Source organism: Alteromonas lipotrueiana (assembly GCF_019249245.1).
Lineage (GTDB): Bacteria > Pseudomonadota > Gammaproteobacteria > Enterobacterales > Alteromonadaceae > Alteromonas > Alteromonas lipotrueiana.
The window spans coordinates 43,984-58,594 of record NZ_JAESDK010000024.1 but is presented as its reverse complement, the minus strand read 5'-3'; the positions used below and the strand labels follow the sequence as shown (position 1 = coordinate 58,594).

General features: G+C 42.0%; 9 protein-coding genes. 5 read left to right on the top strand and 4 right to left on the bottom strand.

The genetic code is table 11. From position 1 onward, the window contains the following. Positions 1 to 155 precede the first annotated feature (155 nt). Both JK130_RS14790 and JK130_RS14785 read right to left on the bottom strand, forming a co-directional pair. Entirely contained in the window at positions 156 to 485 is a 330-nt protein-coding gene (locus JK130_RS14790) for a hypothetical protein (RefSeq protein ID WP_218355104.1), read from the bottom strand. Between the two features lie 107 nt (positions 486 to 592). Further along, positions 593 to 1,414, bottom strand: a complete 822-nt coding sequence (locus JK130_RS14785; protein WP_218355103.1) for an MbnP family protein — start codon at positions 1,412 to 1,414, stop codon at positions 593 to 595. Positions 1,415 to 2,383: 969 nt separating this feature from the next. Here JK130_RS14785 and JK130_RS14780 point away from each other — a divergent pair. Genes JK130_RS14780 through JK130_RS14760 form a run of 5 tightly spaced genes read left to right on the top strand, consistent with a single transcriptional unit; the run spans position 2,384 to position 11,193 of the window. Then, on the top strand, positions 2,384 to 3,766 hold the full coding sequence (locus tag JK130_RS14780) for a tyrosine-type recombinase/integrase (RefSeq protein ID WP_218355102.1): 1,383 nt from the start codon (positions 2,384 to 2,386) through the stop codon (positions 3,764 to 3,766). Then, positions 3,759 to 7,862 (top strand): PHD finger domain-containing protein, encoded by a 4,104-nt coding sequence (locus JK130_RS14775; RefSeq protein WP_218355101.1) that lies wholly within the window; start codon positions 3,759 to 3,761, stop codon positions 7,860 to 7,862. The genes JK130_RS14780 and JK130_RS14775 overlap by 8 nt, the downstream gene beginning before the upstream one ends. Further along, positions 7,855 to 8,514, top strand: coding sequence for a hypothetical protein (locus JK130_RS14770; protein ID WP_218355100.1), 660 nt, complete (start codon positions 7,855 to 7,857; stop codon positions 8,512 to 8,514). Before JK130_RS14775 ends, JK130_RS14770 begins: the two co-directional genes overlap by 8 nt. Next, complete coding sequence (locus JK130_RS14765) at positions 8,507 to 8,968, top strand: hypothetical protein (RefSeq protein WP_218355099.1); 462 nt, start codon at positions 8,507 to 8,509, stop codon at positions 8,966 to 8,968. Before JK130_RS14770 ends, JK130_RS14765 begins: the two co-directional genes overlap by 8 nt. Further along, positions 8,965 to 11,193: an AAA family ATPase gene (locus JK130_RS14760; protein ID WP_246587824.1), complete on the top strand. Its 2,229-nt coding sequence runs from the start codon at positions 8,965 to 8,967 to the stop codon at positions 11,191 to 11,193. Before JK130_RS14765 ends, JK130_RS14760 begins: the two co-directional genes overlap by 4 nt. A gap of 23 nt (positions 11,194 to 11,216) precedes the next feature. Here JK130_RS14760 and JK130_RS14755 read toward each other — a convergent pair whose 3' ends face one another. Next, entirely contained in the window at positions 11,217 to 12,827 is a 1,611-nt protein-coding gene (locus tag JK130_RS14755; RefSeq protein WP_218355097.1) for a UvrD-helicase domain-containing protein, read from the bottom strand. Continuing rightward, positions 12,827 to 14,527 carry an ATP-dependent nuclease gene (locus JK130_RS14750; protein WP_218355096.1) on the bottom strand — a complete coding sequence of 567 codons (1,701 nt, stop codon included), beginning with the start codon at positions 14,525 to 14,527 and terminating at the stop codon, positions 12,827 to 12,829. The genes JK130_RS14755 and JK130_RS14750 overlap by 1 nt, the downstream gene beginning before the upstream one ends. Positions 14,528 to 14,611 lie beyond the last annotated feature (84 nt).

Here is a 14,611-nt window from a genome sequence, read left to right as displayed (position 1 = left end):
AGAGTACCACCAACAGGCAGTTGATCTCTTCTCACCGTTTAACCATGAGTGGTGCACTTATTATCTGAATTCGGGCCCCGCTAAAACACAATAAGTTAAGATGTATTAAATAAAAAAGCAGAGAAGCCGGATGGCTTCTCATGGTTCAGAGCCTTTTAAAAGGTACTATCCTGATGAATTTTTATAAAGTTTGGCGAGCCGGCTTTACTGTAATCTACTTTGTATTCTTTGCCGTTTAGGGTTTGAACAAACACAAGTGTTTTTTCGTCTCCAAAAATTTCCCCCGCCGTCAGATCAACCATTTCCATGTCCATCATTTTTGCATCACGTTTGTTATCAGGAACAGTGCCTTCATAAGCTTTAAGGCCGCGAAAGGTGACCAGCACAGGGGGCTTATCATCGCCATTAAAAAGAAGCAGGTCGAGCTTTCTTACCTTATGAATAATTGTATTTCGGCCACTGACCAGAAAGGGCTTGTCTGTCATTATTTTACATTCTCCGCACAAGCGAACTAACAGGTTAAAAAGTGAGAGCAAAATATAGCAAATAAAATTTGGCGTTGCACTTTCTGCAAGTTATAAAGGGCCATACCCTAGTTTTGCTTTAGGTATACCCGAGAAGGAGCATCCCACCTGATCCATTCGCGACCGGTTAAGTTAGACAACACCTTTCGACACTCGCTACCTTCAGGGGTGGCCAGATTACAGTCACCAGCCGAAGTTAAATTTGCTCTGAACAAAATTTGGCTTAGCTGTGCTGTAAGCCGTAATTCTTCGACATTTGCTTTTAAAGGCAAATCTAGCGTAACGCGATTAGGTTTGTCGCACCGTGTTACGATGCTGCTCTCCTCATTGCTGCGACACAATCCGCTGGCAAGCATAAATGACCAACTGTGAGGCTGTTTATCTGCATCCACTTCTTTTAGCTCTATGCGCATAAACGAATGTCCCGCGGCTTCAGACTGAAACATCGACTTGTCGTTAAGCGGTGCCTGAGACTGCTCAGCGCGCGCGTGATTATCTTTAAATGGAACGCCTATTGTAAAACTGATCGCCGAAGCCCGGTCTAATAAAGCCTGATTAGCATCTAGCTTAATTACAGAGTGATTGTTTTGTGGCTCGCAGGCATGATGAAACTGCATAAGCGCCAGATTTTCAGTCTGGTTGGGGCCTGGGATAAACGATAAAGCCTGCCAGCGCCCTTCTATACGTACCTGCGGTTCAGATAAGTAAAAAGCCAGATACTCTACTCCCCATCGCCGATTGTTTACATCTAATTCATACTGACAATTATTGTTTTTCTGAAGATCAACAAACTGCACGGGTATATAGCCCGGCGGCTGCGATGCTTCAAAAAAACCGCATCCGGTCAGCAATACCGACAATACTGCGGCCCATCCTGCTTTAACTACCATTGCGCTCTCCTGCGTATATCTTATGGGTATAACCTGCTACCTCAAGATGCGCAAGTTTATCGCTTTTACCCCACAGTGCCTATGCTATTTTAGACAACCGCAACCCGCTAACTATCCAAGAATTGTTATACAGTAGATGCGCTCATATGGATAAAGTGATTATTTAATCACCATTTGAGTTTACTAAGCACAAAAAGACGCGCTGGCGGGGGTGACAAGGCTTTTAAAACTGCTTATACTTCGCGGCTCTTGCAATATAACTTGATGTATTGCAAAGCATCTAAAGGCCCCTTAGCTCAGTTGGTTAGAGCACACGACTCATAATCGTTAGGTCCAGTTCTTATGTGGTATACATAGAACTTGCGTACTTGAAGAGGCATAAAAACAAGGTGCAAGACCTTGACAGCATAGGGAGATAGAAAGTACCCTTGCGACTACGCACTTGCGTATATAAATGACAATTTGGCCCGTTAGCTCAGTTGGTTAGAGCACCCGACTCATAAAAAATTGTGACCTATATCAGTAATGATATATGGAAAAATCGGATGAATTGCTGGAAAGCTTCGTTTTAAAAGAAACATGCCAATCAGCAGCCAAGCCTAAGAAGCGTCTTAGGAAGGTTCAGAGACTAGGTGGAGCAGCACGAACTTGCTGTGTAATACACCATTAGCGTCCGACACCCCACCGTGAAAACGAGGGTGATGATATAGTCCAGTCCAATGCGAAAGCATTGGGGTAACCGAATCGGTAGGTCCCGTGTTCAAGTCACGGACGGGCCACCACTCCCTCCCTTAATATCAAATTAAATCTTGAAAAGTAAGTTTTTAAACCTTACTCGGCTGTAGTCTCATTTCTCCACAGATATGATAAATCGTATCTCATTGGATTACTTTGTAATACTTAAATACGCAATAGTACTTACATGAATTAAAAGCACTGGTATACTGGACTTTGTTCGGAGAAACCTAGATGCAAAAAAAAAATTTTATAATAGTCGGCGACATAACTGACGGCCTCATTCTTGATAAAGACGGGAACCCCTTCCAGCCTTTCAAAGTATTTGTAAACCACGCCATTGAGAAAGACTTAGCAACGAATACGGTAAAAATATACGCTGAGCATGTTCTGAGATTTCTAAATTACATCTATCGAGCGATGGAACTGGCAACGACTCCTCTCAGCCGATACGAGCTTAGACAACTGATCTATTCGTACACATCTTACTTAGTTCATGCAGGTGACTCTCCCAACGAGATCGCCCGAACCATTGCTCTTGAGAATAATCGCACTAAAAAACTCCAAATATCTTCTATAGCGCCTATCGACAATGCTATCACTTACTTCATTCAGCTTGGCGAGCTGATGCAAGATGAAGATGGAGCGGACCAAGTCATCCCCCTTTTGGACGCGATTCGATCTCGTCGAAGTGCAGCAGAACGGTCAAAAATTAAAAACAACAGTATGCTCGCGGGCGTTCTCAGAGGCGATCTTTCAAACAAAGAGCGTGTTCAATATGGATTTTCGGCACTTCAAACGGGTGGCAAGAAATCAAGAAAATCGAAGAAGTACATCACCCGTTCAATCGCTCTTGAGCAAATCGCCGTCGTTGTGGACGCCGCCCCAAACCTCAGAGATAAAACGTTTTATGCGTTGTTAGCCGCTTCGGGCTGTCGATCTCACGAAGCATTACAGGTAAGACTAGAAGATATAGATATCAGCACTAAAGAAGTTTTCCTAAGGCCACCGTCAACACCTGATAGAAACAATCTCGGTCTGACCATTAAAGAACAAGAACAACTGAGTTGGAAAGGTAGAGCAACAGAAACGACATTTCTAATAGAGCCATTCAAGTCGATGTTTTTTAATTGTCTCACCCGTTACATCAAGGAAGAGCGCGTATCGACATGCGGTCATACATTCCTGTTTCAGAACAAGAATACCCTTAGACCACATTTTTGTTCTGATAGGAGTAGTCGCATCAAGCAATTCAAAGCTGCATTAAAGCACGCGGGGATCATTGATACCCAATTTCTCAGTCCACACTCGCTCAGGCACTCTTATGGTTATTATACATTGAATTATATACCTGTAGGCGATGGTGTATTTGGTCTTCCCTTAGCATATGTTCAAGAGTTGATGGGGCATTCATCAATAGAATCCACAAAAATATATTCAAAACGCGACGAAGACATCACCAAGGAGATGGTGGACTATGCGAATAGTCTAATGTTCGGCGTCAACACTCTCAGTTCTGAACAAATCCGCATCAAATTCTATGAAAGTAAGCTCAGGTTGTACCAAGGGGAGTTAGAGAAACTTTATCTAGCTGAGGGGATGACTGCGAATGTTTAATAACACTACAGAACTGATGTTCCTTAAAAAGGGAGACGATCTTAAGGCTTTGATTCACCAATCCCTTGAAGAATGCTTCCAAGTGATTTTTAAGCATCATGGGCAAAGTAACCTACTAACACCTGCCGAGATCACAAGTAAAAAAAACTATGTTTTTTCACTATACAAATTTTTTCATAATCACAAGCAAAGTGATTTTCTGTTTGATGAAGAATGGTGCAATTTCGTCTTTAAACTAAGTAGAGAATCCTCAGACCAATATAAATTACTTAAGCAAGCTAAGAACTACATTTGTGCAAGCATGCTTAAAAAACCTATATCAAAAACTCAGTACAAAACTATAAAGTCATCATTACGACTTTTTTTCTACATCATGTGGCGGAACAAAGGTTTGTTGCTGCCTTTCGATTATAAGCCACCGAAATCACGTTCACCTTCTAACAAGGAATGGGTAGATTTAGGTTTAGAAATGATGCCTGAAACATTGCAATTGATTCTAAATACATTCGTAAAGAAATCACACATTGGCAACCTTGAGGCACACTATAAAGCGAGTTTGAATACATTAAAATCATATGGTTACAAGTGCATAATCACAAGTACGTGGTACACAATAGAAGATATCGATATTGACGAGGTTATCGAATTCAAAGAGTTCTATGCATCACTAAGAGTACATAATCTCCATTATGCAACGATAAGCGCTACTCTGCCGTTCAATGATCTACTTAAATCATTTTATTCATATGCCCCAGAGCGTTGCGATTACCAACTGACTGATCTTGAGCGTCTTGCTTTAAATCTGGACGAACCCAAAACGACTTCACTTTTGAATAAAAAAGAATTCTCCTTTAAGGCAAACCTTACTGACGCTCCGCTGTTGCTAATGCGAGGCGATGCACTGCGCCTTGCTATTTCAAACGCATATAGCAATACAAAAATCACACTACTCAATCGTATCCATCAAGGTGATGGCTCTTTTGAGCCGGAGAAGCTCAAGGATTACGCCTCTCCTAACACTACGTTCATCAGAGTATTCAGACACGGAATTCCAGCAAACTTGGAAACAATCTTTCATCTTTATGAGCTGCTATCCTATGATTATGTGAGCAAGTTCGATCTGAAAGATTTTTTAGGTGATGAAGAGCAACTATCTGATTGGGACGAACTGCGTTCCGACAATTTCAAATCTGGTATACGAATTTTCTTTGTTGAGTTGTATAACGTTGAGGCCGTCCTACTACCCCTAACTTTTGATATTGCTACACGGAAAGCTTTAGCGACTACTTCTGTACGATTTCCTGAAGTACTGCGCCTCATTTGGGATTTTGATGCGTTACCTCCAGAAATAGTAAACCGTGTTAGGTCGCCTAAATTCCTTCACAAAGCTGTTCTGTCTTGTAATTGGCGGCGCGTCCAAGACATCACTTGTGAAGATGCATTAGAGTATCAAATTCTTTATCAGGCGCGTTCAATCAGCTCACGCTCTAACGTCAGCCTTCCCTTGTTTGAGCTTCTAGAAGCATTTCTAACAGTTGCTCCTGAGCGTTGCCAATACTCACTCGAAGATTTGAGCGAGATAATTTCAGATACCAATGTGGCTACACTTATCAAGAAGACATCTGTTCAAAAAGCCGATAAAGATCTCGGTTTCAGATGGAAATACCTGATTAATCAATATTTAGAAGAAAGACGAAACAAAGGTTATTCGTCAGAGAATCGGTACATTACAGCACTCGGAAAACTTTTACAGTATGTCTCTGTTGATCTACCGCGAGAATTTGGTAAATCCAGCGACCTTATTCCGAAAACACCCAACGAGTTCAAGAGATTTCACTTTATTGGGAATAACTTAATCACCCATTCTCTTAAACATAAACTCAAGATGACGTTGAGCAATAATGGCTTTAATATTAACTTGCGAGCAATCTCAACATTCTTTGATTGGTTAATAGACACTCATCATGAAGTCGCAGATATATCCGGTTTCAGAAATCCTATTGTTGAGCTTGATTATGTTAATGCGCCTCGAAGAGACAAAACTGATAAACAAGCCTTTCTAGGCTCTCAGTTTTCTTATATTCATTCATTCTTTTCATCAGTCTGTGAGTTTTACTGGTATCTGGTCACCAACAATCACTTCGTTGAGGGTGCCTCCAACCGTCGGCTTGTATACGACACACAGGAAGTTGGTTATGTGCCACTCGTTTCGATTGACGGCACTTTTTATCCTCTATATTTGGTCCCGGCCAGCCTTACTACCGAAACTCTGATGGGAAAAGAAAGCAATATTAAAAGTTACCCTCAGTTTCAGACACTCTTTGAAAATCTCGTGGCACTAGAGACGGGGCTGCGACATATTCACATTCGTTGGCTTGACCGTGACAACTTCGACGTTAACGGCCACCATTCCCAAAGAAACTACATTGGGGAATTACTCGTTAATTATGCATTAACAAACGAATCGGACTCGATTGAAGTCGGCAGCGACAAAGTAAAAACGATCCCGTGGCAGCCATACGTCAGTAGTCGCGTTCTCAATCTCCTTAGACGTTTAAAAGCCTTTCAGGACAGAATCGAGGTCGAAGTTCCTTCCCTGTGGTACAACGACCACGAAGGGTCCCCGCACGGTAAAATCCGTTCACTTTTTAATACTCTAGATGCTACAAAATTTGAACCAAACGTCATTTCTGACAGCAGTGTCGCTAAACAGTATCGACGAATGCTATTTTTCTTCGATCTGTTCATTCAACTCTCTGAGATCCCTGACGTAGATTTGTTGGGCGAAACGCCGCAACAGTCACTCGACGTCATTGAATCGGCACGAGAACAGGTCAATCAACGTGTTTTTGATGCAGTAGCCTCAGCAAATCCTGAAGGCAAACCAACAGATATGTTACTTGCAGAATTTGACGCCTATAAAGATGAAAATAAACATCAAAACTATTCGGACATCTGGCAAGCAGCGCTCAAAGGTGCGTTTTACTTTAATGGGAAATATGAGACACCCTTCACCCCACACGGTACGCGCAGCTCTGTTGCCAGCGACAGGATAAAAGTTCTCCCACCAGAAGCAATTAAGGAGTTTATTACAGGACATGAAAGCACCGCAGTACTCTCCTACTATATCCAGATAGATCCTGAATACTTACAAGAAATTGGCGATTTCAATCAATTGTTAATGTTGAGTGGTGCTTACTCTAAAAATGTCGGTTCAAAGAGCCTGAGCGAGAGCAATAGAGCAGCGTTACAAGCTAAGCTGAAAGAGATAATTGAGCGCGACCCATCGTTGCTGGTGCGAGATTATGGTGCGATGAGTTTTACAACGGAAAGCAAAGGTGAAACCATCAAGGGTGGTATACCTCTATTGAATATCACACCTGTTTCCAATCTAGCTATCATGCCAACACACATATGTCCTTTTGGGGGTAAATGCCCAGATGATATCAAGCAAGATGTTGGTGAAATGCAATGCGGACAGTGTTACTACTCAATCAAGACAGTAGATAACATTCCGCGAATACTGGCTCATATTCGTAAGCTGTTCGATGAAATGGTTGAGAAACGCGATAGCATTAGAGAAGCAAAAGAAGAAGGAGCGGATAAGGCAGCTTTGCAGGTAATGGAAGCCGAAGTGGTGATGATTTCACGGGAGCTTGCAGCATGGATCTACACCTATCAAATCCTTGAAGACAATTTACAGGCATTGAGAGCCAGAGAAGCGAACTCGCCGAATGAATTCTTTGTGGCTAAGCCCGATATGCTCATGCAGCACTATGCTGAGGGAAAAATCGAAAACAATGAAGTGACTCAATTATTGGTTCGCATACAGGATGCTCAGTCATTCAAAGAGTACTTCACACCACAATTAAAAGGAAAGATATCGAAGATCAGAAAGAAAATCCTGATCAATGAAAAACATTTCGAAAAACTGCTCGATGAACCGACGGGCTACGATTTACTGGATGAATTTCGTGGGATATTGAGGGCATTTACGGAGACCAGAGGTATTACCTTAGAGGAGGCTACAAGGCAGTTATCGCAACCTCTTCATGTTCGTCCACGTGCCAACCTGTTGGAGGCCGTCAATGCCTAGAGGAGCCAAGAAGGGAGAGAATCGCTTTGGTGATCACCAGACCGAGAAAGTTGACCTTAGATTGGAACTCATCAAGCGGGTACTAGAAAATGTTAAGGCGTGGAAAATGTCTTTTCCCAATCTCTGGCAGCTTTCTCAATATGTTTCTAATGAAGTGAATCTAATATTAAAGGAAGAATACCCAGAGATTTTTGCCAAGCCAAAAGGCAAGATCACTGCACCGACAATATCCACGAAGAATGAAACCTACAAGCGCGAACTTGAAAAACACCTTCAAAGTCAGAACTTGGAGAACCAATACAGCGAGCACGTAGCGAGAATATTTGAACTTGAGTTGAAAATAGATGAACTCAACGATGAGAATCAGCGGCTAAATAAATTTATCAAATCATCCAATATTGCTGGCAGTGTTAAATCTCTCCCCAACAAACCGTTGACGGAAACAGACGACGTTGCCCAGTCGCTTGCACTAGACGCTTGTCATAAAATTATTCTGGCTTTGATTGAAGCCTCCGATGGTGTGTTTGTTTTCAATGACAATCAAATTGAAGACCCTTCGCAAACCGCAGATAGCATTGTGGTGGGTAAGGAACAATTGGAGAAGTCAGGCTTGTTAAGCAGCTATCTCTATAAGGGATCAGGTGATGAATAAGCTATCGCCAAATGCTAAGCATGAGCTTATCGTTCAGAACTTTCATGTGTACTGCCAGCAACTACTGGACAGTGGACGTCGTTTCCCCACAAACCAGTTGGGTGCTGTCAATGTATCCAATGTCGCTGAAATGTGTGGTTGTAAGCGAGGGGCCTTTGAAAAGCGAGGTTCTTATCTGAATACGCTGTTGCATCAAAAAGTAGCTGACATAGGCTTAGAAGTGCCGACTAATTCTGTTTCACTAGAGCGGACTCCAAACCATGCTTCGGGCATCAAAGGTAGTCCAGACTTATCGAGAGCATTAGCGAGAGCGACGGCTGAAATAGAGAAGCAAAGAGAAATAATAGAGAAACTAGAACAAGAAGTCAGCCGCTATGAGTTGGCGCGTCAAGAAGCACAGCTTTCAATGGAATCGATGCTTGATGACGGGAGAAGGCGCTTTACTTGGGAATGATATTTCGAACGACGGCCCAGATTGACTATGTCAGCTTGGGAAGCATTGGTGGTGCCATTTTTACTGGTACTGAATTGCGTAGTGAGCGGAAATTTCGCTTTGTAGCAGACTATAAGGTTTTAACGAGAGAGCCAGTTAAAGGCGAGTTTTACTATATTGAAGGGATGCAAACTCACCATCGTGATCATGGTGAGCAGATAAGGGTCTCTAAATGCCAATTTAGTGGCCTACCCTCTCCTACCTATCTCAATAGATTCCTTTCAAAGCACCCTGCCTTCAGGGGCTTTGGGCTTGGTAAACAAAAAATAAGTAAGCTGATATCTCATGTAGGCGATGAAAAGATATTGTTAGATTTGATCGACAGAAGGGACATTAAATCACTTACTGCATGCATTGCTGAACCAATAGCAATTGAGCTTTGTAATCGATGGGCACCAATATCAGAAGAAACCAAATTACTGCGTTTTTTTATAGAGTACGACATTCCTGTCTCACTATTTGGTTATGTAGACCGAGTTTTCAAATACGATGCTGTTGATAGGATCCAAGCAAATCCTTACTCCCTGCTAGCATTCTTTCCGTCGAGTCCGAGTATATGGCGCAATGTGGATAAGACTGGGAAAGCACTGAAGTTTTCTAAAGATGCTGAGCAACGACTTATCGGTGCAACGGAGTTTATATTTTATCTGGCGTTAGAAACTGGTGACACAGCAATCCCAAAGTCTGAGCTTTTATCACGACTCAGCAAGTTACTGAAGAGTGACGTTTTAGCGAATAAGGCGATGCAAGCGACCTGTCAGAAAAAAGCGATCTGCTCATTTATCTCTTCTGCTGGCAATTTGATGTTTCAGTCATTAGGCGCAGCGGTAATTGAGAGCAGCCTAGAGAAACATGTTGCTGGGTTATGGGATAAGTCAAATGAGAATATTGAAAACGACAAGATAGACCGACTATTGAAGAAAATGGAGAGTGTCGGCTCCGTGAGTTTGACTTCAGAGCAAGTATCTGCGGTAAGGCTGGCAGTGAGTTCGAGTATTTCAGTCATAACCGGGTTTGGCGGAACGGGAAAAACGACTGTCATTAAAACAATTGCTGAGATTTTTCAGCGATTGGGAAGCATAACGGTGCTCACTGCTCTGGCAGGAAAGGCAAAGCAGCGTTTAGAGCACGTTACTGGCATGAAGGGACACTGTTTTACGATTCATGGTGCTATTGACGCAATCAAATCGCAACGGCTTATTGGTACAAGTGACCGGGGAGTTGACAGGACGCTTGTAGTTATCATTGATGAAGCAAGTATGGTGGATATAGCTCTGGCAAACCGACTTTTGAATGCTTTGTCTGGGTGGGATTACCGACTTGTGCTCGTTGGCGATAACGCGCAGTTAAGCCCTGTAGGGTTTGGTCTTTTCTTTCATGTGCTTATTGGAAAAGTTCCTACCTCTTACTTGACTCAGGTTCACCGTCAGACTCAGGACAGCCCAATCCACCAAATGGCTATGCAAGTAAGAGCGGGTTCTAGAGTTGATATTCCGACATGGAAAGGACAGCGAGAAGGCGTGTATTTTTTGGATTGCGAAGGTGATCAAAAGTCAATAATCAGGGCTGTTGGTCAAGTGATGTCGAAGGTTTCATGTCAGATTATTAGTCCCCATGCGGCGGAGCGCATGCAGGACAATGTCCATAGTTTGAATGGGGCGATGCAGTTTCTGATGAATCTTGGGAAAAAGGATGAAGAGCTTGATGTCTGGGAGATAGAAAAAAGCAGACCAATATTCAGAGTTGGGAATATTGCTTTTCTGGAAAACGATCCAGTGATCGTGACTAGAAATCAATATGAGTTATCGCTCTTTAATGGGTCTTCAGGCGTGATCAAGCGCATTGTTTTGAGTGAAGATGGACAACCGCGTATTGAGGTGGCGTTTGAAAACGGAAGTTATTTTTTGACTAAAGAGCAATGTTTGGTGCTGGGCTTGCAACTGGCATACGCCATTTCCGTGCATAAGAGTCAAGGCAGTGAATACGAGTCGGTGATCGTAAGTTGTGCTGTGAGAAGCAAGTTGTTAGATCGTTCGCTTATTTATACTGCTTTGACAAGGAGTAAGAAGTTGGCGGTATTTGTGGGTTCTAGGGATGTTTTATCGTCTGCAATAAAAGGAAAACCTCGACATTTAGAAATTGCGCATGGTTTTAGCGTCTCTAAATTGGAAAGCAGATCAAATTAAAATATTCTGGTAAGAATCAATTTCTAATGACGATTATATAACCCTTCAAGCTGAGGAAGAGAGAGGAAGTACGACGGTTGCGCATTGCTAATTTTCCCTGCGCTATTTTGCCGCAACGCAGTCTGTATCAAGATGCATAGTCTCTCAGCTCTTGTAATTCCAACATAGTGTAGGTTGGTTTCCTGTCCAAGGTCAGGATATATAGGATTGTTGTAATCCCTTGAAAATTCGCGATATGGAAACACCCATTCCTCTAGCCCGAAATGGATAACTACATCAAACTCTAGCCCCTTAGACTTGTGTAATGTCATTACCTGAACTTCGCCTTCGTTCTCTGGGCGAAACATCTTCAGGATGGATTCTGATGTTTGAATTGTCTTCGTCGCTTCAATAGTTTCTACTTTAACTGGCAAACCAATCTCGCCAGCTAACAACAGAGCTGCTTCTAAAAACTCTTCATCACTTTTTTGTCGAATAGACTTTATGAATTGGAGTACAACACTTTGCTCTTTGCCACTCAGAAAATACCTGACTGAAATCGAGTCTAAAACAGTTTGGGCAGATTGTATTGCACCATGTTTATAACTTAATAACTCTGAAAATAAATCGGAGCAATCAGCGCCGATGTCGTCTAGAGGGGTGTCTGACACTAGCCTGTAGTCACATGTAAGACCTTCGCAAACGCTATTCAAAACCCTCGCAGTTCTGGCCAAAATTGCAACTTTAGAAGGCCCTGCAATTTTCTCTTCTCGAACCCACCTCATAATCCATTCTGAAACCTTGTTTGCAGCGTCAAAAGGCAATCCGTCCAATACATAACGTGCCACCCTAATATTGTCTGTATCCAATAGATCGCAATCAGGATCTAATAGGCGATTTGCATAGTTTGTAATAGATGGATGACAACGATGATTCTTGCCTAGATGAATGTGCTTGAAATCCGGCGACTTAATAAGCCGGTCTAAAAGTTCTGGACGGCTACCTCGAAAGCGAAAAATTGATTGATCAGTATCACCCACTGCTGTGGCTACTAAACCAAGATCCTTCAGTGTCAAAAACAGCTCATGTTGTGCTAACGAGCTATCTTGATACTCATCCATAAAAACATGAGTATATTTGGCAGAAATATAATTCTGCGCAGCAACTGACTCCCTAAGAATAAACACAGCAAGCGCAGAAAAAGAGGACATCCACAGCGTGTTTTGTAAATATAACTGTTTGAACCCAACATCATTATCCAGCTCTTGGATATTCGGTGAATTATATTTTCTCTCAAACAGTGCGGCTTGATCATCGCTGAGCCTTTTAACTACTGCGCATTTTTTAGAGTTACTTCCCCAAAGCCTCGAAAGAAAAGGAACAATCAACTCCTGATAACAAAAGCTATCTATGGTTCCAAAGAAGCTGCTCTTTAAGTCTTTTGCGTTTGAACTACACCGCTTCTTCAATTCTGCACTAGCTTTCTTTGTGAAAGTTATTCCGATAACGCCTTGATATTTTTGATTCAAAGTCAAAACATCACTAATTTTTTCTGACATAACAGTAGTTTTTCCACTACCGGGACATGCTGTTACAACCAGTGAATCAGGATACGCAATTGCCTGCTTTTGCTGTTCTGTTGGGTTAAAAGGCATCAGGTTAACGCTACCAGCTCTACAAGAGCGTGAAGTGGCTTGGCTAACTGACCTCCAGATATACTTTTCAAGTCTCCAGAAATGTCTTTCAAAAGCTCTCTTATATGTAGCGCTTTTTTATCCTGAAGATGCTTAATAGCGGATTCTTCTGTTTTCTTCCCAAGCGCTGTTAAAACTTTTTTCCCAAGTTCTTCAACTAAATCAGTTTCCAGATCGATGCGTGCCAAGAAAATGTCATCTTGCTCGACGTAATCCGCCACTTCCTTCCACAATCCGTTCTCTAAAGTATTTTTTGCTGTAACTTCTTTGTCCGAGTGTTCTTCCGGGTCATCCCCTATAATTGCCAAGCACCGATTCATTCCTGCGTACTGCCATTCGTTCTTTTTAGGAACTTTTGAAACATCATTATCGGTTCGCATCACCCACGGTATTTCTAAAGCATCTAAAATTTTCACATAAACTTTGAAAGAAATGCCGTTTACACAAAGAATGGACAGGTTCAGGTAATCCAAATCTATGTCTAGTGATTTAGCAAGAGCATGGTAGAGCAATTCTTCCGAAGGACCTTCAACCAACAATACACCACTCGAAAAAAATGCTTCCGCCGGAATGATGCTCATGCGATAACTCATATCTTCAAACCCCTGCTCAATGCAATCTGAGCAACCACCACTGGCAGCAACCGTTGAATTATCCTTACTTAGCAATCTGATAATTGAGTCAGGCTTAAAGTTTGTTGCTATTCGAGAGGAATGGGTCGATATTATCGTTTGACCCGGCAGTTCATTGATCAAGTAGTTGGTCATTCGACCTTGCTGATGAGGATGTAAGTGCGCTTCAGGTTCTTCTACCACGTAAAAGACTACTTCGTGGTCTACAGCATGCTCCCTTATGCTCTTCGCTTTCCAAAGAGCTAATAATATCTGATTATTTCTGCCATCTCCTCCAAGGGTCACGGAGGAGCCATTAGTACTCGCTCCTAACTTCAATCTATCGACAAAATCACTCACCTGTATGGCACCTGTATCCAATTGCACATTGTAATTGAGGTGTTGATTGGATAGCTTTTTTAGTTCGGTATTGACCTCTGACGTCGCTTGGTCAACATAGACAAGTTGAGAAACCTTTTCGTTTAAATCCAGCAAATCCTGACTAATTTCATCCATTAACTCTTTGTCTTCTTCGAGTTGCTGTTCAGACAAAGAGGCAAAAGAAGTTTTAAGCAATTTCCGCTTTTCTTTTGCAATGTACTTTTCTAAATCTCTTTGTGATTCCATGTAGTTGAGATTCACGTACCGCAAGTAAAACCGACTATTTACCTCTTCAAGTTGGTCAATTTGATGTCCAATGAATAGACGATAACTCAAATCAGACAAATGGGCATTGTACTGAAAAATACACTCCCCCTCATCGCTGACAGCCCCCTTAAGTACTGACAGTACGGCGTCCTCAGTTACATTCTTAAAATAAATTGTTATTACTATTTCGTTGCAGGATGCAACTTTGCTCGTATAAAAATCAGTTTCTGATGGCTCAATATCAGCCTCGGATAAATTTTTATCTAACAGAATTCGCAGAGCATGGAGAAGGTTACTTTTTCCGACATCATTGGCCCCTATCAATAGACTATCGTATTGGAAGTTAACGGATGCATTCTTAAAATTTCTATAACCACTTAGGTCAACTTTACTTATTTCCATTTAACTACCTTACCATCCTAATAAATATCGAAAGCCATGCAGGAACAAGTCTTTGTCCAGATGTAGAACCATGTATATCAGTTG

Coding starts and splice junctions, on each gene's coding strand:
- JK130_RS14750 (WP_218355096.1), bottom strand. CDS start 14,527: ATGGAAATAAGTAAAGTTGACCTAAGTGGTTATAGAAATTTTAAGAAT.
- JK130_RS14765 (WP_218355099.1), top strand. CDS start 8,507: ATGAATAAGCTATCGCCAAATGCTAAGCATGAGCTTATCGTTCAGAAC.
- JK130_RS14790 (WP_218355104.1), bottom strand. CDS start 485: ATGACAGACAAGCCCTTTCTGGTCAGTGGCCGAAATACAATTATTCAT.
- JK130_RS14775 (WP_218355101.1), top strand. CDS start 3,759: ATGTTTAATAACACTACAGAACTGATGTTCCTTAAAAAGGGAGACGAT.
- JK130_RS14780 (WP_218355102.1), top strand. CDS start 2,384: ATGCAAAAAAAAAATTTTATAATAGTCGGCGACATAACTGACGGCCTC.
- JK130_RS14770 (WP_218355100.1), top strand. CDS start 7,855: ATGCCTAGAGGAGCCAAGAAGGGAGAGAATCGCTTTGGTGATCACCAG.
- JK130_RS14785 (WP_218355103.1), bottom strand. CDS start 1,414: ATGGTAGTTAAAGCAGGATGGGCCGCAGTATTGTCGGTATTGCTGACC.
- JK130_RS14755 (WP_218355097.1), bottom strand. CDS start 12,827: ATGCCTTTTAACCCAACAGAACAGCAAAAGCAGGCAATTGCGTATCCT.
- JK130_RS14760 (WP_246587824.1), top strand. CDS start 8,965: ATGATATTTCGAACGACGGCCCAGATTGACTATGTCAGCTTGGGAAGC.